Below are 25,149 nucleotides of genomic sequence, written 5' to 3' on the forward strand. Positions count from 1 at the left end.
GGGCTTGGTCAGGCTGGGACTGGTCTCGCTTGGGCTGAACATCAGACTCCTTCAACTCTCAGTACGGATGCAACGTCGGTGACAACACTGTTGGTGGCCAGGTCCTGCACGGTGGCGGCGAGCGCGGCCTCCGTTGCGTCATGGGTCCCGATGACTAGGGTAGCCGTGGCCGGGCGGGCTGCACGACTCGCCGTTTTGATCACGGCCGGCGTTATGGACTGTTCTACGAGCGCCAACGACACCTTGCGCCGGCCGAACACGCTCGCGATGGTCGCGAGCACCCCGGGCTCGTCGGTGACCTCGAGGGTCACCGCGTACCGGGTGGTGACCCGGCCGATGTCGAAGACGGGCAGGGCGGCATAGCTCGATGCAGCCACTCCCGGCCCACCGGCGACGTGGCGCCTGGCGATCGAGACGACGTCACCGAGCACGGCCGACGCCGTCTCCACTCCCCCGGCTCCGGCACCGTAGAACATGAGGCTGCCGGCGGATTCCGCCTCGACGAAGACGGCATTGTTGGCTCCATGGACCGCGGCGAGCGGGTGGCTGCGCGGCACCATCGCCGGGTAGACCCGCGCCGATACCCCGTCGACACCGTTCTCGTCGGTGACGCGCTCGCAAATGGCCAACAGTTTCACGACATAGCCGGCCTTGCGGGCCGATTCAATCTGCGCCGCGGTCACCGCGGTGATGCCCTCGCGATAGACGGATGCGAGCGGCACCGTGGTGTGAAACGCCAGACTCGCCAGAATGGCCGCCTTCTGCGCCGCATCGAACCCTCCGATGTCGGCGGTCGGATCGGCCTCCGCGTAGCCGAGCGCGGTCGCCTCGGCCAGCGCGTCTTCGAGACTGGACCCTTCGGTATCCATCCGGTCGAGAATGAAATTGGTGGTGCCGTTGACGATGCCGAGGATTCGCTTGATCTGGTCTCCGGCGAGGCTCTCCCGCAGCGGTCGAACGATGGGAATGGCCCCGGCGACCGCGGCCTCGTAGTTGATCTGCGCGCCGACATGGTTCGCGGCCGCGAACAGTTCGGATCCGTGGAGGGCGAGCAGCGCCTTGTTGGCGGTGACAACATCCGCTCCGGAACTGATCGCGAGCAGGATGTAGCTGCGGGCCGGCTCGATGCCGCCCATCAGTTCGATGACGATATCGGCACCGAGGATGAGTTCCTCGGCGTTGGTCGTAAACAGTTCGCGCGGCAGGTCGACAGAGCGTTCCGCGTTCACATCGCGAACCGCGATGCCGACCAGTTCGAGGGTGGCCCCGACGCGGTTGGCGAGCTCTGGACCCTGTTCGAGCAGCAGGCGCGCTACCTGGCCGCCGACGGATCCGCCGCCGAGGAGGGCGACGCGCAGATTGCGGTATTCGATCTTCACAGTGTTCCCTCGGTGAGTGTTCCCTCGGTGGGTGTTGCTCCGTCGGCGGGCGGCCGAACCCCGGTGTCCCGCGCGAGCAGGTCGGCAATCGTCTCGCCGCGCACGAGCATGCGCGCTGATCCGTTCAGTACGGCGACGACCGGCGCGCGTCCCTGATAGTTGTAGTTATTGGACAGCGCCCAGCAGTAGGCGCCGGTGGCCGGCACGGCCAGCAGATCGCCGGGAGTCACATCACCGGGCAGGTAGTCGGAATCGACGACGATGTCGCCGCTCTCGCAGTGTTTGCCGGCGATGCGCACGAGTACCGGCGCACTGCTGGACCTGCGATCGGCCAGGCGCACGGCATAGTCGGCGCCGTAGAGGGCCGGGCGCACGTTGTCGCTCATTCCGCCGTCGACGCTGATGTAGAGCCGCGGGTTGCCGGAGACGTCGACGGCCTTGGTCGTGCCGACGCGGTAGAGGCTCACGCCGGCGCGACCGATGATGACGCGGCCGGGTTCGAACGCGACGACCGGCACGGGAATGTTCAGTCGGGTGCACTCGGCGGCGACGATGTCCGCCAGGGCGACGGCCAGTTCGCGAAGCGGGGTGGGTTCGTCGGCGCTCGTGTACGCGATGCCGAAGCCGCCGCCGAGGTTGAGCTCGGGAATCGGGCCATCGGCGAGCAGGGCGGCGTGCACATCGAGCAGCCGGGCAGCCGACTCGGCGAATCCGTCGGCGCCGAAGATCTGCGAGCCGATGTGGCAGTGCAGGCCGACGAAATTGAGCGCCGGTTCGGCGCGAATAAGGGCGACGAGCCTCGGCGCATCGGTGAGCACGATACCGAATTTCTGGTCTTCGTGCGAGGTGGCCAGAAAATCGTGGGTGTGCGCGTGCACGCCGCTGTTCACGCGCAGGCGCACGTTCTGCACCCGACCATTTCGAGCGGCGGCTTCGGCAACACGGCCAATTTCAACCTCGCTGTCGATCACGATCGTGCCGACACCGACCCGGGTGGCCTGATCCAGTTCGGCGAGTGACTTGTTATTGCCGTGAAAACCGAGCCGGACCGGATCGGCACCGCCGGCGAGCGCCACGGCCAGTTCACCGCCGCTGCACACGTCGATGTTGAGGCCGGCGGCGATCATCCAGCGCACCATCTCGGTCGAGAGAAAAGCCTTGCCGGCGTAGTACACCTTGGCGCTGGTACCGATGCGGGCGAACTCGGCCTGGAACACGGCGAGCATCTCCGCGGCGCTCGCGCGGGCATCCGCTTCGTCGATGACGTAGAGCGGGGTGCCGAATTCGGCGGCAAGGGCCGTGGCCGTCACGCCGCCGAGCACGAGCTCGCCGGTGCCGTTGCGGGAAGCCGAGGCGGGCCACAGCCCGGGCGCGAGCTCGTTGGCGTCGGTGGGCAGGCGCAACCAGTCGGGCGCCAGCGGATTTGGTGCAGGTGTCACAGGAGTTACCTCACGAGAGTCGAAGGGGAATCTCAGCGAGCGAACCCGGGTTGGTCCCTGAAGCCGGAAAATGGGTCAGCCCGGGTGAACGGGCGTGCCAGGCCGTATTCTATCGCCGCAGATGGTGGCGTTCTAATCAGCCGGCGCAGCTGCCGAAGGTGGTCAGCGACTGCGCGGTGAGCCGAAGACTGCTCGACTCCAGCGTAACGCGTGCCCGCTCGGGCGAAATATCGACGCCGCTCAGCTCGACTCCCTCGGGCAGATAGCTCGCAACGCAGACCCCAATCGGCGCCTGCTGCAGGATCAGGTTGACGAGGGGGGTGGCGTCGATGTCGCCGACGCCGCTCGTCACTGTGACCTCGGTGGGCGTGAAGTTGAGGCTATCGCCGGTGGCCGTGGCCGTGGCGGTGGCGGTGTAACCGACGTTGAAATTGAACAACGCCACCGTGCCGGTGTACGCCACCGTGCCGTCGCCAAGGGTCATCACGGCGTCCGCGGGCGCGGTACCGGAGGCCTGCACGAGCTGGTTGAGGGCGTCTTGGTCGAGGTCGAGCGTCGCGTTGAGCGAGCCGATGGCCTTGGCGGTGTTGGTCGACACATCACGGGCGATGACATGAACGGAGGCCGGTACGCCGTCGACCGTCAGGTTCGGCGCGGTGAGTTCAATCTGGTCGAAACTGCCGGTGATGAACTGTGCGATGACGGAAGTGCCGCCGATGGCGACGGTGACGTCACCGGTCACGGAAGCGGGCATCCGGTTGCTGATCGCAGTTTCGGCGCGATCCTGCGCGAACGCGCGCACCCCGCTGTCGACAAGAAAATAGGCGACGACGAGCAGAATCGCCAGTACACCAACGATGATCAGCGGGACGAGGCCGCGACGTTTGGTCCTGGCCATGATTACATGCGCTCCGGGGCGGTAACGCCGACGAGGCCCAGGCCGTTGCGAATCACTTGGCCGGTCGCGTCGTTCAGCCAGAGGCGGGTGCGGTGCAGGTCGGTGACCGGTTCGTCGCCGAGCGGAATGACCCGGCAGTTGTCGTACCAGCGGTGGTAGTAGCCGGCGACCTCTTCGATGTAGCGGGCGACGCGGTGGGGCTCGCGCAGTTCGGCGGCCTGGGCGACGACGCGCGGAAATTCCTGCAGCACGCCGAGCAGCGCGGATTCGCTGTCGTGGGTGAGTAATTCCGGGGCGAAGACGGTACGGTCGACGCCGCTCGCGCTCGCGTTACGGGCGACCGAGCAGGTGCGGGCGTGGGCGTACTGCACGTAGAAGACGGGGTTGTCGTTGGTGCGTTTGCCCAGCAGGTCGAGGTCGATGTCGAGCTGCGAGTCGCTGTTCGAGCGCACCAGGGCGTAGCGGCCAGCGTCGACACCGACGGCGTCGACGAGGTCGTCCAGGGTGACAATGGTGCCGTTCCGCTTGGACATGCGCACCGGTTCGCCGTCTTTGAGCAGGTTGACCATCTGGCCGATCAGAATCTGCAGGTTCACGCCGGGCTCGTCGCCGAAGGCGGAGACCATTGCCATCATGCGGCCGACGTAGCCGTGATGGTCGGCACCGAGCATGATCAGGCACTGGTCGAATCCGCGTTCGCGCTTGTCGAGGTAGTAGCCGAGGTCACCGGAGATGTAGGCCGGTTCGCCATTCGAGCGGATGATCACCCGATCACGATCGTCACCGAATGTGGTCGTGCGCAGCCAGATGGCGCCATCCGCTTCGAAGATGTGCCCCTGCTCGCGCAAGCGTTCGATGGCGCGGTTGACGGCGCCGGATTCGTGCAGGGAATCTTCGTGAAAGTACACGTCGAAGTCCACGCCGAAGCCGTGCAGTTTGTCTTTGATCTCGGTGAACATGAGGTCGACGCCGATCGAGCGGAACACTTCTTGCTGCTCCTCGCGCGGCAGGGCGGCGACGTCGCCGTCGTACCTGGCGAGCACGTTGGCGGCTATTTCTCCGATGTACGCTCCGCCGTAGCCGTCTTCGGGAGTGGGCTCGTCGAGGTAGCTGGCGAGCACACTGCGGGCGAAGCGGTCGATCTGCGAACCGTGATCGTTGAAGTAGTACTCCCGGGTCACGGCGGCGCCCTGGGCCGCCAGCACGCGGGCCAGGCTGTCGCCGACCGCAGCCCAGCGCACTCCGCCCATGTGGATCGGACCGGTGGGGTTGGCCGAGACGAATTCGAGGTTGATTTTGAGCCCGTCATACCGGTGTCCGGTGCCGTAGACGGTGCCCTGGTCGACGATGGTTTTGGCGAGTGCGCCCGCCGCCGCCGCCTCGAGGCGAATGTTGATGAAGCCGGGCCCGGCGATTTCAACGGATGCGACGTCTGCCAGCTGTTCGAGACCGGCGGCCAGTTCGGCCGCGATTTCACGCGGGTTGGCGCCGAGGGGTTTGGCGATCTTCAGCGCGATGCTCGAGGCCCAGTCGCCGTGGTCGCGGTTGCGCGGGCGTTCGACGGCGACATCGGCGAGGGTGAGCCCGAGGTCTGCCCCTGCCGTGTCAGCCTGACGTCGGCGTTCGCTGACGCCCTGGATGAGGTCGAAAAGGGATTGGGAGAGTTCTGCAGGAGTCACTGCTCGATCGTACCGGCCCGTCCTGTTGGTAAGGTCAACGCGTGACTGATACACGCGTCTACCCCCTATTCACTCGTACCGCAGCGCGTGCCGCTCGGCTTTCCGCGCGCCGACGAGCCGGCCTGGTGCTCGCCGGCGGTGCACTGTTCTCCCTCGTTCTGAGTGGATGCGCCAGTGGCGACACCCCGATCCCGACGAATTCCGCGGCTGCGACGAGCGAAGCATCCGCTGACCCGACGACCAGCGCGGTCCCCTCGTCGTCTCCGACGCCGACACCGGAAGCGACCGGCTCTCCGATCGCGCAGACCTGTGGTGATCTGCTCACCCTGCAGGATGTCTACGAATTCAACCCGAACTACGGCACGGCGCCCGACTACTCGCCGACCGCCGATGGTCTGGCCACGATCGCTCAGACCTACAACGGACTGAGCTGCGGCTGGTCGAATCAGACCAGCGGGGAGCTTGTCGAGGTTTCGGTCGTGGCACCCAACGATGTGTTGATGACCACACTCAAGCAGCAAGCGGATGCCGACAGCCAGCCCGTGCCCACCTACGGCACCCCGCCGACCGTCGACGGGTTCTTCACCGACGCCGGCGGCAACGGCCAGGCTCAGGTCTTCACCGAAACCTACTGGGTCACATTGAGCACCCCCGCGTTCGGCGAGCCCGGCGACGCCGAAGGCCTCATGTCGTCGGTGCTCGGACACCTCGGGTAGCGGATGCTGCCGGTGGGTCCTGGTGGCCGAGCCATGATGCTAACCTTGAACCACCCTGGCCCCCATAGCTCAGGGGATAGAGCACTGCCCTCCGGAGGCAGGGGCGGCAGTTCGAATCTGCCTGGGGGCACCGTGTCTCGTGCCACGAAGGTCGGATTACGCCGTGGTGTTCGGACACACGGCCTCGATTGGTCGCCCTGCACCAGAAGGACGCCCCAAACCGAGGAGAACTAGATGTCGGTCGGCTTGCTCGCCGTGGTCGATGACATACTCACCGCCGCCCTCAAGGCCAGTGCCAAGACCGCCGGCGTTGTGATCGACGACGCGGCCGTCACCCCGCAATACGTTCAGGGGCTCTCACCGGCGCGCGAGCTCCACGTCGTCTGGCGGATCGCCCTGGGCAGTCTGTTCAACAAGTTCATCATCATCATCCCGCTCGCACTATTGCTTTCCGCATTCGCGCCGTGGGTCTTGCCGTGGCTGCTGATCCTCGGCGGGACGTATCTGTGCTTCGAGGGTGCGGAGAAAGTCACGGAATGGTTCGGCGCACATCACGCCACCGACGAAACCGAATCGCGGGATGAGAAGAAGCTGATCTTCGGCGCTATTCGTACCGATCTCATCCTCAGCACAGAGATCATGCTGATCGCACTGGCGGGCCTCGATCCCGATTTTGGGATCTGGATGACGCTCGGCGCTTTGGTCGTGATCGGCCTCGGCATGACAGTGCTCGTCTACGGCGCGGTCGCGCTGCTGGTCAAGATCGACGATGTCGGATTGGCACTGATGGAGAACGCAGCACGACGGGTGCGACGCATCGGCGCAAGCATTGTGCAGGCAATGCCCACCGTGTTCCGTGTGATCGGCATCATCGGAACGGTCGCCATGCTGTGGGTTGGCGGCCACCTGGTGATCGCCAACCTGGCCGACACGTTCTGGCACGTTCCCTACGACGTGCTGCACGCCGTGACGAACGCCATAGAATCGGCCGGACCTGTCGTCGTCTGGGTCACCGACACTGCGATGTCGGCCGTGTTCGGGCTCATTCTGGGCCTGGTCATAGTCGCGATCATTCTCGCAGTATCACGCCTGCTCAAGCGGAAGCGGCCAGCCGGCGTGGCGTAGATCGGCGAAATGTCGGGCTGCTACTGCATGCGCAGCAACTCCAGAAACTCGTCCGCCATTGCCAGCTGGTCCTGCAGTTTTTGACGACGCTCCACTGCCTCGGCAACGAACGCGTCAAGCTCCGCGCGCACACTCGGATTGTTCGAGCCGGCCACGCCACCCTGCATCGTGTCGATGACCTTCAACAACGCCATCATCTCGTCGAGGGAGAATCCGAGCGGCTTCATCCGTCGAATCACCATCAGCCGAGAATGATCTTCCTGCGTGTACAGGCGAAATCCGCCTTCGGTACGAGCGGATGCCTTCAGCAGGCCGACCTCGTCGTAGTGGCGAATGGTGCGCAGCGACAGCCCGGTTTTCTCCGCGAGCTCGCCGATGTGCATCGTGACCGCGGACCCTGTCGCGCTTGATGTCACCGGAAGACCTCTTTCCCTGGAGTCGCAATCAACCCTTACGTTAGGGTAGTGTTGCAGGAGTCGGCTGACCTTCATCTGTGAGCCCACTCTCCCACCATTGTCCTCGATGACCGGTGGAGGTGCGCACCGCGGCGCCCATCCAAACTCTCTGTATCCATTTCGGCCGCACAGCCGGCCCAGCTTCTGGAGGCCTCATGGCCATTATTCACAAATCCACCGCGCCCAACCGTTACCGGGCGGAACCCTCCGTCCTCACCGCTTTGCGCACGCCCCGCCTGCTCACCCGCGAGGTCCTCGCCGGCCTCGTCGTGGCCATGGCCCTCATTCCCGAGGCGATCGCCTTTTCGATCATCGCCGGCGTCGACCCGCGCGTTGGCCTGTTCTCCTCGTTCGTCATGGCCGTGACCATCGCCTTCGTCGGCGGACGCCCCGCCATGATCACCGCCGCCACCGGCGCCGTTGCCCTCGTCATCGCCCCCGTCGCCCGCGACTACGGCATGGACTACTTCATCGCCACGGTCATCCTCGCCGGTGTGTTTCAAATCGTGCTCAGCCTGATCGGCGTCGCCAAGCTCATGCGGTTCATCCCCCACAGCGTCATGGTGGGCTTTGTCAACGCCCTCGCCATCCTCATTTTCACCTCACAGCTGCCCCAGCTACTCGGCGTCCCCTTCCTGGTCTACCCGCTCGTCGCGGCGGGCCTCATCATCATGATCGTCATGCCCCGCATCACCAAAGTTATTCCCGCGCCGCTCGTGGCGATTGTCGTCATCACCGTCGTCACCGTGCTGATGGCTATCAACGTACCGACGATCGGCGACCAGGGCGAGCTGCCTAAGAGCTTTCCTGAGCTGTTCTTCCCGAGCATCCCGCTCAGCTGGGAGACGTTCACCATCATCGCCCCCTACGCCCTCGGCATGGCCCTGGTCGGCATCCTCGAGTCGCTCATGACCGCGAAATTCGTCGACGAGATCACCGACACCCACTCCAACAAGACCCGCGAAACCTGGGGTCAGGGCGTTGCCAACGTGCTCTCCGGCCTGTTCGGCGGCATGGGAGGCTGCGCCATGATCGGCCAGACCATGATCAACGTCAAGGCCTCCGGCGCCCGCACCCGCATCTCCACCTTCCTCGCCGGCATCTTCCTGCTCGTTCTGGTACTCGGCCTCGGCGACGTGCTCGCCGTCGTGCCCATGGCCGCCCTGGTGGCCGTGATGATCATCGTGTCGTATCTGACCTTCGATTGGCACAGCATCCGCTTGTCAACGCTCAAGCGGATGCCCAAGAGCGAGACCACCGTCATGATCGCCACGGTCATCGTCATCGTCCTCACCCACAACCTGGCCATCGGCGTCGTCGCGGGCGTGATCGTGGCGATGGTCGCGTTCGCGCGCCGCGTCGCCCACCTCGCCAGGGTGGAACGCACCCTCGAACTCGAACAGCCTGTACCGACCGCCTATTACACGGTGACCGGGGCGCTGTTCTTCGCCTCGAGCAACGACCTGATGACGCAGTTCGAGTACGTCGACGACCCGGACCGCATTGTCATCGACTTCTCGGCCTCACACATCTGGGATGCCTCGACCGTCGCCACGCTCGACGCCATCACCTATAAATACCAGCAGCACGACAAGCATGTCGTCATCGAAGGCCTCAACGAGGCCAGCCACGAGCTTCACAACCGCCTCGCCGGCCACCTCGGCGGCGGCCACTAGCACACAAACGAAGAAGCCCCAGTCCACTGACTGGGGCTTCTTCGTTACGCACTCCGTTGGAGTCAGTGGCTGCTCAAAACCGGTTCCTCGAACTGGTTCATCGTGTTGTTCTTGCCGCCAGCCTTCAGCGCGGCCTCACCGGCGAAGTATTCCTTGTGGTTGTCACCCAGGTCGGATCCAGACATGTTCTGGTGCTTGACCGTGGCGATTCCCTCGCGGATCTCGCGACGTTGCACGCCCTTGACGTAGGCGAGCATGCCCTGGTCGGCGAAGTAGCCCTTGGCCAGGTCATCCGTTGAGAGTGCGGCCGTGTGGTAGGTCGGCAGGGTGATCAGGTGGTGGAAGATGCCGGCCTCGGCCGACGCGTCGCGCTGGAAGGTGCGGATCTTCTCGTCGGCACGCTGCGCCAGCTCGGTCTCGTCGTAGACGACGCTCATGAGCTTGGCACGGTCGTAGGCCGAGACGTCTTTGCCCTCTTCGACCATCGCGTCGAACATCTGCTGGCGAAAGTTGAGGGTCCAGTTGAACGACGGGCTGTTGTTGTAGACCAGCTTGGCGTTCGGGATGGCCTTGCGAACCTCGTTCATCATGCCGGCGATCTGGCCGATGTGCGGCTTCTCGGTCTCGATCCAGAGCAGGTCAGCGCCGTTCTGCAGCGAGGTGATGCTGTCGAGCACGCAGCGGGCCTCGCCGGTTCCCTGGCGGAACTGGAAGAGGTTGCTGGCCAGCCGCTTCGGGCGCAGCAGCTTGCCGTCCCGCTTGATGACGACATCGCCATTGCCGAGGTCGGCCTCGGTGATCTCGTCGACGTCGAGGAAGGAGTTGTACTGGTCGCCCAGGTCTCCGGGCTGGGTGGTCACAGCGAGCTTTTGCGTGAGGCCGGCACCGAGCGAGTCGGTGCGGGACACGATGATGCCGTTTTCGATGCCGAGCTCGAGGAATGCGTAACGAACGGCGTTGATCTTGGCGATGAAGTCTTCGTGAGGAACCGTGACCTTGCCGTCCTGGTGGCCGCACTGCTTCTCGTCGGAGACCTGGTTCTCGATCTGGATGGCGCAGGCACCGGCCTCGATCATCTTCTTGGCCAGGAGGTATGTGGCTTCGGGGTTACCGAAACCGGCATCGATGTCAGCAATGATCGGCACGACGTGAGTCTCGAAGGCGTCGATCTGTGCCAGCAGGCTGGTGATCTTCTTGTCGTCTCCGACGATGCGGGCGTTGTCCAGAGCTGTGAAGAGCAGGTCGAGCTCGCGGGCATCGGCCTGGCGAAGGAAGGTGTAGAGCTCCTCGACGAGCGCGGGGACGGCCGTCTTCTCGTGCATGGACTGGTCGGGGAGCGGACCGAACTCGCTGCGCAGCGCGGCAACCATCCAGCCGGACAGGTAGAGGTAGCGCTTGTTGGTCGTCTTGAGGTGCTTCTTGATCGAGATCATCTTCTGTTGGCCGATAAAACCGTGCCAGACGCCCAATGATTGGGTGTATACGGAGGAATCAGCGTCGTACTCCCCCATGTCCTGGCGCATGATGTCCGCGGTGTACTGCGCGATCTCGAGGCCGGTCTTGAACCGGTTCTGGGCCCGCATTCGGGCGACAGACTCGGGGTTGATGGCGTCCCAGCTGCTTCCAACCTGCTGCTTGAGCGCTTCGATGGCTTCGATGTCTTTCTGGTAGACAGTCATGTTCTTTCCTTCGACGTGTGAGGTGGGCTGAGCCGGGACTTCTGGCCCGGCGGGCCGCTATCGGCTACTCATCCCAGGTTGGCGCAAGAACAACCAGTCTTCTCAGGAAAGTTGCGCAGAAGAAGTGCACTTCTTCTGCAATTGAAAAGTTATGCGGGAGAATGCGTCTATTCCGGCCAGAGGCCCGGCACGACGATGACCAGCCCGCAGCGGCGGCACCGATGGCAGGATTCCAGGCCGTCGGCAGTATCGACGCCGTCCGTGATCATCTCGGCGCCGCACGCGGGGCAGGTAAGGTCATCGTCAGTGTCTGGCATTCCCCCAGTCTGGCATCACGGTCAGTCTGGCATCACGGTCAGTCTGGCATCACGGTCGGTCTGGCATCACGGTCGGTCTGGGCCGTCGGCATCCGCTGCAGGGATGAGACCATGATCGGCTCGAAAGAGGTACCAGACGACCACGGCACAGCCCAGGAAGAGGGCGCCGCTGGCCAGGAAGGGCGCAGACAAGGAGTAGGACGCCGCCAGGATGCCGCCCAGCAGCGCCCCCAGGGTCAACCCGGTGAGGCTGAGCACCCGGGCGGAAGCGTTCACTCGTCCGCGGAGGGCGTCGGGCACGAGGCGTTGACGGAGCGAACTCACGCAGATTCCCCATACAACGGCGTGCAGAATGTAGGCCGCCAACAGGGCAGCGGCGACCCACGGCGCACGCACGAACGCCAGCGCCAGCATTGCCGCGCTCCCGAGGACAAGACTTGCGGTGATGGTCCAGCCGTATCCGATCCGCGATCGCAGTGGGACAGTGATGGCGGAGCCGACCAGACCACCCAATGCGGAAATCGCCAGGATCAGGCCATATCCAGCTGAGTCGAGCCCCAGTGTCTTCTGGGAGAAGAGTACCAAGACAGAAAATGGCATCATGTAGGCGACGCTCGCCAGCCCGCCCACGACGGCAAGGCCGTTCAACAAGCGGTGCCCGCGCAACCATCGAGCGCCAGCGACGGCCTCACGGAAGACGGACCGGCTCGGCTTGGTAACGACCTTGGCCACTCGTAGGCGAGGCAAAGCAAGGAAGAACAACCCGGCCGCCAGATAGAGACTGCCAGCGGCCAGCACGGGAAGCGCCAGGCCGAGGGCGAAGAGAAGACCTCCAAGCGGCGGGCCGACGAATTCATCCGCGATGAGCTGAGCCGCGGAAATCCGGCTGTTCGCCCGGTCGAGTTGATGGATTGGCACCAGCGAGGGCAGGATCGACAGAGCCGCGTTGTCTGCCGCAGCTTCCAGCACTCCGATCCCGGCGAGCGCGATATACAGAAGCGGGAGCGAACCCAGTCCGACCGCGAATAGCACGGACGTCACTATCAGGAGGGCCGCTCGCAGGAGGTTCGTCAGCCACAGCATCGTTCGACGATCAAAGCGATCCACGTAGACACCAACGGGGACCACCACGAGCAAGCGCACCGCCGAGTACACAACGGCGAGACCGGCGATGAGCAGGGCATTCGACGTCAGCGACGTGGCCAGCAGCGGAATCGCCACGAAAACCAGGCCGTCGCTCAGGTTGCCGGCGGCACTGCCGGCCCACAGCGGCGTGAATCCCCGACCCAGCGACATCTGTAAACCCTAGCGGCGCGTCAAATCTGTTCGAAGCGGGACGGACGCGACCGCGTCGACGGCACCGGTATAGTGACGCCGGGTGATTTCAGGCCGGCACCGCACAGGGGCACGACCACCGATCCGGCCGAGAGCAGGCTCGCGGCGACCGCCCAAGTGGGGCTGGCGGCGTCGAAAGTCTGGTCGACGGCGGCTCGCACAGCGGCGTAACACACCGCCGAGGTCGGCTCGACGAAAAGTCCTTCGCTGCCGAGTTCCCGGCGTGCGGCCGCCGTTTGCCGGTCGGTGACGGCAATGATGGTGCCACCGGTGGCGCGCACAGCACGCAGAATTTGTTTTCCCCGCGGCGGCGCCGCGATGGCGATGCCCTCGGCAATCGTGGCGTGGCCGTCGACGGCCACGGGTACGTCGAGTCCCTGCGCCATGGCCTGTTCGAGCGGTGAACAAGCGGATGCCTGTACTGCGATGATCCGCGGCATCCGCTCGGCAAGCCCCGCAGCGACGAGCTCGCTAAAGGCGAGGTAACAGCCGAGCACCATGGTGCCGTTGCCGACCGGAACCACGACCGTCTCCGGCAGTGAGCGCCCGCGCTGCTCCCAGATCTCGTAGCCGTAGGTTTTCACGCCGTGCAGAAAGTACGGATGGTAGACATGGCTTGCAAACATGACGCCATCGCTGTTTGCCGCCTGCCGGGCCGCTTCGGCGGTGTCTGCCCGTGAACCGGCTATCCGTTCGACCGTTGCGCCGTGCGCGCGCATCTGCGCGAGCTTGCCGGGCGAGGTGGACTCGGGAACGTACACCGTGCAATGTATGCCGGCCCGCCCAAAATAGGCGGCCATCGCCGTGCCGGCATTTCCGCTGCTGTCGACCAGGGCACGACGAACGCCCAGCCGTTTGGCGAGAGTCGCGAGCACTACGGCGCCGCGGTCTTTGAACGAGAGCGTCGGCAGCAGAAAATCGAGTTTGAGTTGCGCGTGTCGCAGTGCGCGGGAGGGCGCGAGCGGCGACATTCCCTCCCCCAGCGTGATTGTGGGGTCGACGGCGATCGGCAGCGCCTCGGCATAGCGCCAGAGTGAGGGAGCGCGGCCGGGAAGGGCCGCGGAATCCACTTCGGTGGCAAACGCGGCCACGTCGAGAAGGCCGCCACAGGTGCACTGCCAGACCAGGCTCTCGACCGGGTAGGTTGCGGCGCACTCGGAGCAGACGAGGTCGATCATCGCTTCAGACTATCGGCCGGGCGCTCAGGAGTGCTCTCGCAGCCAATCCATCGCGACGGCGCAGGCATCCAGAACGGCAATGTGGCCGTCGCGAGGTCGCAGCCATAACTCTGCCTCGGACGTGTTCTGCACCAGCCAGGTCGCGTGCGCTGGCGGTACAACGCGGTCGCGGCCGCCCTGCACATAGAGCACCGGGGTATCGATGTCGCCAACGTTGAATTCCCACGGCAGCACGAAGGCGAGGTCGTCGTCGATCAGGCCATCGGTTCCATCGGCCGCCGCCAGGCCGACATCTGTTCCGAGGCAGGCCCAGCTGCCCGCGAGGGCCGCATAGTCGCGGTCGATAAAGCTCTCCGGGTCGAATTCGGCCGTCTGCTCATACTCGTCGCGGGCGGCGCGGCCGAGCAGCGCTGCGCGCAAGGAAGCACCATCCGATGCCATCCCGTCGAACCAGTCGAGGCCATCGGCATCTGAAGGTGCCAGGCTCGCCAGGCACGCCGTGGCCGACACCCGCTCCGGCAGCAGGGCGGCGCAGGTCAGTGCGTGCGGTCCCCCGCCCGATGCCCCCATCACCGCGAAACGGTCGAGGTCGAGCTGCTCGGCCAGCTGCGCCACATCGGCGGCGGCCGATGCCACGGTGCGACCCAGCAGCCCGGTCGACCCGCCGTAGCCGGGTCTCCCGTACGACAGTAGACGGATGCCCCGTGCGGCCGCTGCCGCCAGCAACGGGTCGAGCAGAGCCCCGGTTTGGGGCGAGCCGTGGTGCCAGAGCACAGTGAAGGCATGTACGTGGCTGTGCGCGTCGGCGCTGTCGTGCACCTGCAACGTGCGACCGTCGGGCAGGAGCAGATTCTGCGTAGACACCATTCGATCAGCGTAGGACCATCGGTTGTAAAGGTCGATGAACATTGACGAAACGTTGATTCCTGAATTGAGGAAGGTGACGAAGGAGGTGTTTGACCTCGACTCCATCATCAACTCTGCTGAGGAGCTCAAGTACATGGGTCAGATCAAGCGAACCATCGCGGCACAGTTCACATCATTGGTAACAAAGTCGACGAAGCAGTTTCTGAATGATCAAGTCGACGATCGGTTAAAAAACGGCATTGGGCGGTTCAAACTTTTCGGGCGCTGCAGCAGAGTCCGCGGGCAATGTCATCAACAGCCACGACATCGTTGAGGGCGATCTCGCGCGTGACACGAAGAGCGAGACGACACTTGATCTGTCTCTTCGCTAATGACATCCGCGAAACGATCAAGAGTTAAAAGGACGCGCAGTAGGTCTCCGACACTTTTTGGGCGGCACAGTCGTATTGCCTCTGTACACAGAGGCTGACCGTGTTCGGGCTTATCGTCATGACCGGCATCACCGTGGTCGGCTGCATCGATCGGCGCCTCGCGAAGTCGTCTGGTGCGCGCACCGGCACAGCGCGCCCCCGGCCACAGCCGGTGGAGCATCCGCCGCCGAGCGCCCGGGCCGAGTTCTAGAAGACCGCCTGAAACCCGGCCACCGCGTAGGGTGGGCACATGATAATTAGGCGGTATTGGCGCATCGCCGTGTTCGCACCGATCGTGGGGTTTCTCCTCGCGGCGGTCGTGGCGGTCGTGATGACCGACGGCGGGAGCGGAGAGACCGACTTTCGGTTCTGGTTTGTTGTGCTATCCATGGCGAATTACGGCGTCGTCGGCTTCGTCATAGCGGCAGCCGCGCTGCTTGGCGGCCTCGCTACCATCGCGATGTTCGATCGACACCTCGTGAAATCGCCGCGCATGCGCACGACTCTGGCCGCATTCGGTGCGAGTGGCGGCGTGGTGCTGCTGTCGGTCGTGGTTGCCGTGCTGCTGTCCATGCTGGACGACGGGGCATACACCGGCATCACCATTGCATTCGGTCTGGTTTTCGGTGTGGCAGCCGCCGTCGTGGCGGCCGTTATGGTGCATTTTGCGGAATGGCAAAGCCGCTAGGCGGCCGCGAACCGCTTCTGCGAGCGCGCTTTGGCCTTGTCGGCCTCGACCTCACGGTTTTTGGGCGGCGCGGTGCTGACGAGGTCCTCGAGCAGATGCCGCGAGATGTGCGCGATCTCCTGCACCGCACGATCGAACGCCTCCTCGTTCGTCTTTGACGGGCGCGTCGAGCCACTGATCTTGCGCACGTATTGCAGCGCGGCCGCGTGCACCTCGTCCTCGGTCGCAGCGGGCTCAAAATTATGTAGGACATGAATATTTCGGCACATGCTTTCAGGGTAATCACGGCGCGCCCACCCTTCAAGACCCGGGCGTTGGGTGTCTCTGCTCCGCCGGCATCATCAGGAGACGTCCATGCCGGCACGCACTGCCGACCTCACCCCGGTTGATATCACCGCACGGCTGCGCGCGCCCGTATCCTGTGGGCTGACGAGTTGGACGCGACGGTCGTCAGAGGTCTTGCCATCTAGTGACATCAGTGTTTTACTGAGCGCACGAGGAGGGTGCGCCCATGCAGAGTGCCCAGGTTGTGGTGTCACGCAAGTCAGACAGCACCACCCGCACTGCGGAACGCGCCCTGACCCTCCTGAGCGTGGTCTGCGAGCGCGGCCCGGTCACCCTCGGCGACGCGGCCAAAGCCGCCGACCTGTCGCCGAGTACCGCGCTGCGGCTGTTGCGCACGCTCGAATCCACGTCCTTCGTGCGTCGAGATGACACGGGAGCCTATCGCCCGGGCGTGGCCATCGTGCAGCTCGGCGTGCTCGCGCTCAGCCACGAATCGCTCGTCGCGCTCTGCCGCGAACCCATGAATCGCGTGGTCGAACAGACTGGAGAATCCGCCTATCTGAGCGTTCCGGCCCCCGGGCGCCAAGGCCTCTACATTGCCATCGTCGAGGGAACCCACCCCGTGCGGCACGCAAACTGGGTTGGCCGCCGGTTTCCGGCGGAGTCGAGTGCGTCGGGCCGGGCGCTCGACGGCGCGACCGACGTGAGCGGATACTGCGTCATCAGCGACGGCGTCGAGCAGGACGTGACCGCCATCGCCGTGCCGATCCTGGTCGGTGACCACGTGGTCGGAGCCCTGAGCGTGGTCGTTCCGAGCTACCGCGTCACACCCCACAGCATCAAGCAGACGGCGCAGGTTCTGCTCGCGGAAAGCCGCGCGCTGTATCGCGCCGCCGCATCCGTCTCGTAATCATTCACTGCAGGAGCAGCATTCGAGGGAGAACACGCATGACGACCGCTAGCACCCACACCGCACGCCCCGTTCGCGCCGCACGCGGCACCGAACTCACCGCGAAGAGCTGGCAGACCGAGGGGCCACTGCGCATGCTCATGAACAACCTCGACCCGGAGGTCGCCGAGCGCCCCGACGACCTCGTCGTCTATGGCGGCACCGGCAAGGCCGCCCGCAACTGGGAGTGCTACGACGCGATCGTGCGCACCCTGGAAACGTTGGAGAAAGACGAAACCCTGCTCGTGCAGTCCGGCAAACCGGTCGGCGTCTTTCGCACCCACGAGTGGGCGCCACGCGTACTCATCGCCAACTCCAACCTCGTCGGCGATTGGGCGACCTGGCCCGAGTTTCGCCGGCTCGAGCACCTCGGGCTCACCATGTACGGGCAGATGACCGCCGGATCGTGGATCTATATCGGCACCCAGGGCATTTTGCAGGGCACCTACGAGACCTTCGGCGCTGTCGCCACCAAACGGTTCAACGGCACTCTGGCCGGCACTCTCACGTTGACCGGCGGCGCGGGCGGTATGGGCGGCGCGCAGCCGCTCGCCGTCACCATGAATGACGGTGTCGTGCTCATTGTCGACGTTGACCCGGCGCGACTGCACCGCCGGGTCGACCACGGCTATCTCGATGAGATGACCGATGATATCGACGAGGCGTTAGACCGGGTGCTCGCAGCCAAGTCAGAACGCCGCGCCCTCTCCGTGGGCCTGGTCGGCAATGCCGCGACCGTGTTCGCCGAGTTGCTGGCCCGCCGGGTGCCGATCGACATCGTCACCGACCAGACCAGCGCGCACGACCCGCTGTCCTATCTGCCCGAGGGTGTCAGCGTCGAACAGTGGCACGCTTATGCGGCTGAGAATCCCGAAGAGTTCACTGTGCGGGCCCGGGCCGCGATGGCCAAGCAGGTGCAGGCCATGGTCGAATTCCAGGATGCCGGCGCTGAGGTGTTCGACTACGGCAACTCCATTCGCGCCGAGGCGAAGCTCGGCGGCTACGATCGGGCATTCGCGTTTCCCGGGTTTGTGCCCGCCTATATTCGACCACTGTTCGCCGAGGGCAAGGGCCCGTTCCGCTGGGTGGCGCTCTCGGGCGACCCGGCCGACATTCTGGCCACCGACAGAGCCATTCTGGAACTGTTTCCAGACGACACACAGCTGCACCGTTGGATCACCAAGGCCGAGGAGAAGGTGCAGTTCGAAGGGTTGCCGGCCCGCATTTGCTGGCTCGGATACCAGGAACGTCACCTGGCCGGGCTCAGGTTCAACGAAATGGTCGCCTCCGGCGAGCTCAGTGCGCCAATCGTGATCGGCCGCGACCACCTCGACTCCGGCTCGGTTGCCTCGCCCTACCGCGAGACCGAGGACATGGAAGACGGTTCCGACGCGATCGCCGACTGGCCGCTGCTGAACGCATTGCTCAATACCGCCTCGGGCGCGACCTGGGTCTCAATTCACCACGGCGGCGGTGTGGGAATCGGCCGCAGCATCCACGCCGGGCAGGTCATCGTCGCCGACGGCACCGCATTGGCCGCCGAAAAGATCGAACGCGTGCTCACCAACGATCCAGGCACCGGGGTCATGCGGCACGTCGATGCGGGCTACGAGCGGGCCGAAGAAGTGGCCCGCGAGCGCGGTCTGCGCGTTCCCATGTGGGAAGACTGAGGTGTCGGCCGGATACTGGTGCGCGTCCCTGCTGATCGACGGAACAGCCAACGCGGGGGTGCGGCTTGAGGTCGACGTGGCTGGGCGCATCGCTCGGGTTCAGCGCGGGGTCGCGGCGGAGGCTGCGGACATCTGCTTGGGAACGGTGATGCCGGGTTTTGGCAACGCGCACTCGCACGCCTTTCACCGCGCTCTGCGGGGCCAGACTCACGGTGAGGGCGGCGATTTCTGGCTCTGGCGCGAGCGGATGTTCCGGGTTGCCGCGCAGCTGGACCCGTTGAGATACCAGGCACTGGCGACGGCGGTCTTCGCCGAGATGCTCGTGAGTGGCTACACTGCCGTTGGCGAGTTTCACTACGTGCATCACCGACCCAGCGGTGAGCCGTATGAGACCGAGCATGCGATGGAACTGGCGCTCGCGGCGGCGGCACGGCAGGTCGGCATTCGTCTGCTGCTGCTCGACACCGTGTATTTGCAGGGCTCGATCGGTCGGGACCTGGCGCCGGAGCAGCGAGCCTTTGGCGACGGCAGTGCGGCTGGCTGGCTGACCCGGTGGCGGTCGCTGCGTTCACAACTTGCCGGCGACGAGCTCGTGACGCTCGGGGCCGCCCTGCACTCGGTACGCGCCGTTCCGCCCGACGCGATGCGTGAGCTGCTGCACGGGTTGCCGCCGGAGGTTCCCTTACACATACATCTGTCGGAGCAGCCGCAGGAGAACGAGGATTGTCTGGCGGCGTACGGCCTGACTCCGACCGGTCTGCTCGATACAGTGGGCGCTCTGTCGCCGCGGCTGAGCGTGGTGCATGCGACGCACGTGAGGGACGACGACAGAAAATTACTCGGTGACGCCGGGGTGACCGTTGTCATGTGCCCGACCACCGAGGCCGACCTGGGTGACGGCATCGGTCCAGCGCTCGCGCTGGCGTCGGCGGGTACGCCGATTGCGCTCGGTTCCGATCAGAACGCGGTTATCGATCCGTTTCTGGAGATGCGCGGTCTCGAAATGGGTGAGCGGCTCGCCTCGCAGAAACGTGGTCGCTTCGCCCCCGCCGAGTTGCTGACCGGCGCATCGACCGGGGGCTATGCCGCCCTCGGGCTCGGACGTCACCGTCTGCAACCGGGCGACCCGTGCGATCTTGTCGAGATCAGCACGACCAGCGTGCGCACGATCGGGTCTGTGCCGGAGCAGCTTGCGCTGACCGCAACGGCTTCCGACGTGGAGCGCGTAGTCGTTGGCGGGCGCCTGGTCGCCGAGTGCGGTCAGCTGGTCGGCGGTGCTTGGCCGGCAACCCTGATGGCCGACGCTCTCGATAGGCTCAGCACATGAATGGCACCGAGCTGGTCACCGGAATCGGCGAACTGACCACGCACGATGAATCGAGTGAACGACTGCACGACGCCGCCCTCGTGATCGGCGAGGGTCGAATCCTATGGATCGGCCCGGCCGCTCAGGCGCCCGCTGCCGATCGTCGAACGGATGTTGACGGTCGCGCCGTTCTACCCGGCTGGGTCGACACGCACACCCACCTCGTGTTCGGTGGGGACCGCTCGGCGGAGTTCGAAGCCCGGATGGCTGGCCGGGCCTACGCTGCTGGCGGCATCAACACGACCGTCGCGGCTACACGGGCAGCGCCCGAGGAGCAGCTCGTGGCCACAGCTCGTAATCTGCGCCACGAGGCAGAAACCCAGGGCACCACCTTTCTCGAAACGAAGACCGGATATGGGCTCGATGTGGCGAGTGAAGAGCGTTCGGCGCGCGCTGCCGCCAACGTCGCCGATGTCGTGACCTTTCTCGGTGCCCACATTGTGCCCGCCGGCATGGATCGTCGCGCCTACATCGACCTCGTGACCGGACCGATGCTCACTGCTGCGCTCCCCTATGTGCAGTTCATCGACGCGTTTTGCGAGACGGGCGCGTTCGATGTGGAAGAAGCCCGGGAGGTACTGTTGGCCGGCCGTGCCGCCGGTCTGGGATTGCGGGTGCACGGCAACCAACTCGGTTTCAGCGGTGGCGTGCGGCTGGCAGTTGAACTCGGCGCCGCGAGCGTCGACCACTGCAACTACCTGGAGCCCGCCGACATCGATGCGCTGGCCGCCGGGACGACGGTCGCCACCCTGCTACCGGCCTGCGATCTGTCGACCCGGCAGCCCTTTCCGCCAGCCCGACAGTTGCTCGACGCCGGCGTGGTCATCGCTCTGGCGACAAATTGCAATCCGGGCACCTCCTACACAACGTCGATGCCATTGTGCGTGGCGACCGCAGTGCTGCAGATGGGCCTGAGCGTGGGCGAAGCCGTGTGGGCCGCAACGCGCGGTGCTGCCCGGTCCCTCGGCCGCGATCGGGGAGCGGATGCCGTCGGCTCCCTGTTTGTCGGCGGACGCGCTGACCTGCAGGTTCTGAATGCTCCGTCGATTTCGCACCTGGCCTACCGCGTCGGGGTTCCACTGACCGCTGCGGTCTGGCGCAAGGGTGTGCGCGTCGATTGATCTGCACGTCGACCCGCTCGACGCTCAACACGATGTGCACCTACGTGCGCCAGGGTGGATCAGCGCTGGGGGTGTTGGCACGGTGGGTGCGGGCTGGCCGCCAGGTTTGGGAGGGGTCCCAGAGCAGAGGCCCCCGCACCTGCGGTCGGCCGTTGACCATGCGGATCTTCCACCCACTCGTGTCGATGGTGTGGTGGTGGTACCAGCACAAAAGGGTTCCATTGTCGATATTGGTCGGTCCGTTCTGCTGCCACGGGATGACGTGGTGCACCTCACACCAGCGGGCCGGGATGGTGCAGCCGGGAATGATGCACCCCTCATCGCGGGCGGCGATCGCCGCGCGCTGTCTCGGGGTGAAGCAGCGGAGTGTGTGGCCAAGGTAGAGCACGTTGCCGTCGTTTCCGAGCAGGACCTGTTGGTAGCCGCCGGCGCAGATGAGTTCCTGCACCCGGCGAAATGACACGGGGGCTTCGACGCCGTCGATCCAGCCGACGCCGCGGCCCTGGTCGAGGTCGGCCGCGTTGATGTGCACCAGCACGGTGGGGGCGGCGCCGCCCATGGTTGGAGTGCGCGGGTCGCGGGCGGCGGATTCGAAGATGGAGCGGAGGATGTCGGCGCGTTTCTCTCCGCCGGTGCGACGGTCGCCGTCGAAGCGGGTGTCGCCCGTGGACGGGTCGTCACTGAACGGCTCTGTGCCGGTGCCCGTGCCGGTGCCGGCCGTGCCGTTGAGCAGGTCCGTCGGCACAAACCGCGGCGTGGTCGACCGGGCCGACAGGTAGGTGTCGAACAGGGTGTCCATGATGCCGCGAAGCTCTGGTGTGACGTCGGCGCGCAGCGGGTAGAGCCCGTTGCGGAGCAGCCCGAACGTGAGGGTGCTTGTGGCTTCGACGGCGTCGTCGTTGGGGGCGGTGCCGTCGGGATCGAGGCGGCCCTGCCACTCCAGGGCTTGCGCCCGCAGCAGGTCGGGCGCGAAGCGGATCCCCGCGCCGGGTAGCCCGGCGGACTCTGCGGTGATGGCGCCGGTCGCCGAGGCGACGAGGGCGCGTTCGACCCGGTCGAGGTCGTCTTGCCCGACCCGGCCGTGTAACGCGGTCAGGGTGGTGGCGATGATCTCGGCCGACTCGATACCGAGGTCGCCGCTCCCGAGGCTGGCGGCGATGACCGGGTAACGGGCTGGCACGGGTAGGCCGAGCGGGGTGCGTTCCACGGCGGTCTCACCCAGCTTGAGGCGGCGTTTGGCTTCGTGGGCGGAGATGCCGGCGAGGTGGCTGATGAACTCGACCCGGTTGCGGCATCCGTTCTTATAGGCGAGCGACCCGGTACCGAGATCGGCCTCGGCGCGCGCACCAATGTCGGTGGTGGCTCGAAGCCTGGCCCCATCAACCTTGCGACCGAGAGCTTCCAGGGCTGCCATTACCGCGATGGCCTCGGTGTCGCCGAGGTGACCAAACCGCACCCCATCCAACGCCCCAGCCAGAATCGCACCAGCCTGCGCAATCGCCGCCACCCGGGAGAACGAAGGCTCCGGCACAGAACCGGCTGCAGCGGGCGGGACGGTGAGGGTCATGGCGGCGATGCCTCCTTCACCCACAATTCTAGCCCGAATCACACCAAAAAGCGAAAGAAGCTCAGCTGAATGCTGATGTTTTATAAGAGTTGTCTACGATCCGATAGAGCAGGCAACCGGTTGATTCGACACACCCAGAGCAAGGGTGAACGGGCGTGTGGAGTGTCGGCCTCACAAACTACGCTGGAGAAATGACCTCTGGCCCGATCACTCCCCCCGTCGCCGCCCCGCTCGCCGCCCCCCTCGCCGCAAAGAAGCCGCACCGTCGCATTCACCACAACGACGTTTACATTGACGACTACGAATGGTTGCGCGATAAGGACAGCCCCGAGGTCCTCGCCCACCTCGAGGCCGAGAACGGTTACACACAGGCCCGCACCGCCGGCCAGGCATCGCTGCGGCAACAGATCTTCGACGAAATCAAGAACCGCACCCAGGAGACCGACCTGAGCGTCCCGGTGCGTCGCGGCAGCTTTTGGTACTACACGCGCACCGTGGAGGGCCAGGAATACGGCATCCACTGCCGGGCGCCCATCAGTGGTCCCGAAGACTGGGTCGCCCCCATCCTCGGCGACACCGACCCGACCAGTCCGGGCCTTCCCAGCGAGCAAATTCTGCTCGACGACAACATCGAAGCCGAAGGCCACGACTTCTTCTCGCTCGGCAGCTTCGACCTGAGCGAAGATGGCGCCCAGTTGCTTTATGCGATCGACGTGGGGGGCGACGAGCGCTACACGATCCGCGTGCGCACCATCGCGACCGGTGAAAACCTGCCCGACACGATCTTGAACACGAGCGCTGGCGCCCTGTTCGACCCGAGCGGTCGCTACCTCTTCTACACGACCGTCGACGACGCCTGGCGCCCCGACACCGTGTGGCGGCATGAAATCGGCACCGCGCCAGACGCTGATATGAGCATCTTCCACGAACCCGACGAACGGTTCTGGGTAGGCGTGGGCATCACGCGCAGCCGCAGGTTCCTCATGATCGAGGCCGGCTCGAGTGTCACGACCGAATCCTGGGTGCTCGACGCAAACGAGCCGACCGGGGACTTCACCGTGGTCTGGCCGCGGCAGGACAATACGGAATACGACGTTGAGCATGCCGTGATCGACGGAGAAGACCGCCTGCTGATCGTGCACAACGGCGGCGGTGCGATCAATTTCGAGCTGGTCAGCGTGGCAGCACGAGACCCGCAGGGTGAGCAGCGGATGCTGCTGCCGCACGACCCGCAGATCCGCCTCGAAAGCGTCGACGCCTTCGCCGATTTTCTCGTCGTGGAATACCGCCGAAACGGCCTCACTCGGCTCGCCATCGACCGGCACGACGCGAAAGGTCTCACCGAGCTCGACTTCGACGAGTCATTGTTCGCCGTCGGTTCGGCGGGCAATCCGGAATGGTATCAACCGACCATCCGGTTCGGATTCACCAGCTTTGTCACCCCCTCGACGGTGTACGACCTCGTCGTGGCAACCGGCGAGAGGCGCCTGCTCAAGCAGCAGCCCGTGCTCGGCGGCTACGACCCGGCCCGCTACGAGCAGCGCCGCGAGTGGGCCACCGCCGAGGACGGCACCCGCGTGCCGATCTCACTGGTCTATCGCCGCGACCTCGTCACGCCCGGCGCACCGGCACCGACCCTGCTCTACGGCTACGGATCGTACGAGCACAGCATCGATCCCGGGTTCGGCATCGCCCGGCTCAGCCTGCTCGACCGCGGTATGGTCTTCGCCATCGCGCACGTGCGCGGCGGCGGCGAACTGGGGCGCACCTGGTACGAAAATGGAAAAACCACGACTAAGCGCAACACCTTCACCGACTTCGTGGCCTGCGCCCGGCACTTGATCGATACAGGCTTCACCACCCCGGCTCAGCTGGTCGCCGAGGGTGGAAGCGCCGGCGGGCTGCTGATGGGCGCCGTCGCCAACCTCGCGCCCGAGCTGTTTTCCGGCATCCTCGCCGAGGTTCCATTTGTCGATGCGCTCACCTCTATTCTCGACCCCTCCCTGCCGTTGACCGTGATCGAGTGGGACGAATGGGGCGATCCCCTGCACGATGCCGCGGTGTATGCCTACATGAAGTCGTACTCCCCCGTCGAGAACGTGCGCGCCGTCACCTACCCGGCAATTTTGGCCGTGACCAGCTTGAACGATACCCGAGTGCTCTATGTCGAGCCGGCTAAGTGGGTGGCGAAGCTGCGCGAAGTGGGCGCGGACGCCCTGCTCAAGACCGAAATGTCGGCCGGTCACGGTGGGGTCTCCGGTCGGTACAGCGCTTGGCACGAGCGTGCGTTCAACTACGCCTGGGTGCTCGACGCCGCCGGCCTGAACGCCTCAGAGAGCGACAAGTAGGG

23 protein-coding genes and 1 tRNA gene are annotated in these 25,149 nt (G+C 65.3%); 12 read left to right on the forward strand and 12 right to left on the reverse strand.

The genetic code is table 11. The features are described from left to right. Window positions 1–41: 41 nt before the first annotated feature. The 4 genes from E3N85_RS04950 to argS all read right to left on the reverse strand — a co-directional run bounded on the left by E3N85_RS04950 (window position 42) and on the right by argS (window position 5,395). Window positions 42–1,379, reverse strand: a complete 1,338-nt coding sequence (locus tag E3N85_RS04950; RefSeq protein ID WP_241978308.1) for a homoserine dehydrogenase — start codon at window positions 1,377–1,379, stop codon at window positions 42–44. Continuing rightward, on the reverse strand, window positions 1,376–2,818 hold the full coding sequence (gene lysA, locus E3N85_RS04955; RefSeq protein WP_134460136.1) for a diaminopimelate decarboxylase: 1,443 nt from the start codon (window positions 2,816–2,818) through the stop codon (window positions 1,376–1,378). The genes E3N85_RS04950 and lysA overlap by 4 nt, the downstream gene beginning before the upstream one ends. 136 nt (window positions 2,819–2,954) lie before the next feature. Next, a complete protein-coding gene (locus E3N85_RS04960; protein WP_134460139.1) occupies window positions 2,955–3,716 on the reverse strand; it encodes a DUF2993 domain-containing protein in 762 nt (253 codons plus the stop codon). A 2-nt stretch (window positions 3,717–3,718) separates the two neighbouring features. Then, complete coding sequence (gene argS / locus E3N85_RS04965) at window positions 3,719–5,395, reverse strand: arginine--tRNA ligase (protein WP_134460142.1); 1,677 nt, start codon at window positions 5,393–5,395, stop codon at window positions 3,719–3,721. A gap of 41 nt (window positions 5,396–5,436) precedes the next feature. On the opposite strand from argS, the gene E3N85_RS04970 reads away from it, so the two are divergent. From E3N85_RS04970 to E3N85_RS04980, 3 genes are all read left to right on the forward strand, one after another. Further along, entirely contained in the window at window positions 5,437–6,111 is a 675-nt protein-coding gene (locus E3N85_RS04970) for an iron ABC transporter ATP-binding protein (RefSeq protein WP_134460145.1), read from the forward strand. Window positions 6,112–6,169: 58 nt separating this feature from the next. Then, window positions 6,170–6,241: transfer RNA gene (locus E3N85_RS04975), tRNA-Arg, on the forward strand. Between the two features lie 104 nt (window positions 6,242–6,345). Next, window positions 6,346–7,236, forward strand: a complete 891-nt coding sequence (locus E3N85_RS04980; protein WP_134460148.1) for a DUF808 domain-containing protein — start codon at window positions 6,346–6,348, stop codon at window positions 7,234–7,236. A gap of 20 nt (window positions 7,237–7,256) precedes the next feature. Here the strand turns inward: E3N85_RS04980 and E3N85_RS04985 are convergent, their stop codons facing one another. Next, entirely contained in the window at window positions 7,257–7,619 is a 363-nt protein-coding gene (locus E3N85_RS04985) for a MerR family transcriptional regulator (protein ID WP_241978328.1), read from the reverse strand. A gap of 227 nt (window positions 7,620–7,846) precedes the next feature. Here E3N85_RS04985 and E3N85_RS04990 point away from each other — a divergent pair, with 227 nt between their 5' ends. After that, window positions 7,847–9,367: a SulP family inorganic anion transporter gene (locus E3N85_RS04990; protein WP_134460150.1), complete on the forward strand. Its 1,521-nt coding sequence runs from the start codon at window positions 7,847–7,849 to the stop codon at window positions 9,365–9,367. 62 nt (window positions 9,368–9,429) lie between these two features. Here the strand turns inward: E3N85_RS04990 and E3N85_RS04995 are convergent, their stop codons facing one another. The 5 genes from E3N85_RS04995 to E3N85_RS05010 form a co-directional block, all read right to left on the reverse strand. After that, on the reverse strand, window positions 9,430–11,046 hold the full coding sequence (locus E3N85_RS04995; RefSeq protein ID WP_134460153.1) for an isocitrate lyase: 1,617 nt from the start codon (window positions 11,044–11,046) through the stop codon (window positions 9,430–9,432). A 167-nt stretch (window positions 11,047–11,213) separates the two neighbouring features. Then, entirely contained in the window at window positions 11,214–11,363 is a 150-nt protein-coding gene (locus E3N85_RS16220) for a hypothetical protein (protein WP_166783859.1), read from the reverse strand. 66 nt (window positions 11,364–11,429) lie between these two features. Beyond that, complete coding sequence (locus E3N85_RS05000; protein ID WP_134460156.1) at window positions 11,430–12,659, reverse strand: MFS transporter; 1,230 nt, start codon at window positions 12,657–12,659, stop codon at window positions 11,430–11,432. A 20-nt stretch (window positions 12,660–12,679) separates the two neighbouring features. After that, entirely contained in the window at window positions 12,680–13,876 is a 1,197-nt protein-coding gene (locus E3N85_RS05005) for a threonine synthase (protein WP_134460159.1), read from the reverse strand. A gap of 24 nt (window positions 13,877–13,900) precedes the next feature. Continuing rightward, window positions 13,901–14,743 carry an alpha/beta fold hydrolase gene (locus tag E3N85_RS05010; protein ID WP_134460162.1) on the reverse strand — a complete coding sequence of 281 codons (843 nt, stop codon included), beginning with the start codon at window positions 14,741–14,743 and terminating at the stop codon, window positions 13,901–13,903. A gap of 34 nt (window positions 14,744–14,777) precedes the next feature. On the opposite strand from E3N85_RS05010, the gene E3N85_RS05015 reads away from it, so the two are divergent. The 3 genes from E3N85_RS05015 (at window position 14,778) to E3N85_RS05020 (ending at window position 15,841) form a co-directional block, all read left to right on the forward strand. Next, the gene (locus tag E3N85_RS05015; protein ID WP_134460165.1) at window positions 14,778–15,056 is read left to right on the forward strand and encodes a hypothetical protein; all 279 of its coding nucleotides are present in this window, start codon (window positions 14,778–14,780) and stop codon (window positions 15,054–15,056) included. 158 nt (window positions 15,057–15,214) lie between these two features. Further along, a complete protein-coding gene (locus tag E3N85_RS16225) occupies window positions 15,215–15,364 on the forward strand; it encodes a hypothetical protein (RefSeq protein WP_166783860.1) in 150 nt (49 codons plus the stop codon). Window positions 15,365–15,403: 39 nt separating this feature from the next. Next, on the forward strand, window positions 15,404–15,841 hold the full coding sequence (locus E3N85_RS05020; RefSeq protein WP_134460168.1) for a hypothetical protein: 438 nt from the start codon (window positions 15,404–15,406) through the stop codon (window positions 15,839–15,841). On the opposite strand, the gene E3N85_RS05025 is transcribed toward E3N85_RS05020, so the two are convergent. Beyond that, entirely contained in the window at window positions 15,838–16,110 is a 273-nt protein-coding gene (locus tag E3N85_RS05025) for a DUF2277 domain-containing protein (protein ID WP_134460171.1), read from the reverse strand. The genes E3N85_RS05020 and E3N85_RS05025 overlap by 4 nt on opposite strands. 242 nt (window positions 16,111–16,352) lie before the next feature. On the opposite strand from E3N85_RS05025, the gene E3N85_RS05030 reads away from it, so the two are divergent. From E3N85_RS05030 to hutI, 4 genes are read left to right on the forward strand one after another with little or no spacing between them, the layout of a single operon-like run. Next, window positions 16,353–17,036, forward strand: coding sequence for an IclR family transcriptional regulator (locus tag E3N85_RS05030; RefSeq protein WP_134460174.1), 684 nt, complete (start codon window positions 16,353–16,355; stop codon window positions 17,034–17,036). 38 nt (window positions 17,037–17,074) lie between these two features. Then, entirely contained in the window at window positions 17,075–18,745 is a 1,671-nt protein-coding gene (hutU, locus tag E3N85_RS05035; RefSeq protein WP_134460177.1) for a urocanate hydratase, read from the forward strand. Window position 18,746: 1 nt separating this feature from the next. Continuing rightward, complete coding sequence (locus tag E3N85_RS05040; RefSeq protein ID WP_241978309.1) at window positions 18,747–20,072, forward strand: formimidoylglutamate deiminase; 1,326 nt, start codon at window positions 18,747–18,749, stop codon at window positions 20,070–20,072. After that, window positions 20,069–21,232 carry an imidazolonepropionase gene (gene hutI / locus E3N85_RS05045; RefSeq protein WP_134460182.1) on the forward strand — a complete coding sequence of 388 codons (1,164 nt, stop codon included), beginning with the start codon at window positions 20,069–20,071 and terminating at the stop codon, window positions 21,230–21,232. The genes E3N85_RS05040 and hutI overlap by 4 nt, the downstream gene beginning before the upstream one ends. Before the next feature lie 40 nt (window positions 21,233–21,272). Here hutI and E3N85_RS05050 read toward each other — a convergent pair whose 3' ends face one another. Beyond that, window positions 21,273–22,799: an HNH endonuclease signature motif containing protein gene (locus E3N85_RS05050; protein ID WP_134460185.1), complete on the reverse strand. Its 1,527-nt coding sequence runs from the start codon at window positions 22,797–22,799 to the stop codon at window positions 21,273–21,275. 191 nt (window positions 22,800–22,990) lie between these two features. On the opposite strand from E3N85_RS05050, the gene E3N85_RS05055 reads away from it, so the two are divergent. Continuing rightward, entirely contained in the window at window positions 22,991–25,147 is a 2,157-nt protein-coding gene (locus tag E3N85_RS05055; RefSeq protein WP_134460188.1) for a S9 family peptidase, read from the forward strand. Window positions 25,148–25,149: the final 2 nt, after the last annotated feature.

This window comes from Cryobacterium sp. Hz9, assembly GCF_004402825.1.
Lineage (GTDB): Bacteria > Actinomycetota > Actinomycetes > Actinomycetales > Microbacteriaceae > Cryobacterium > Cryobacterium gelidum.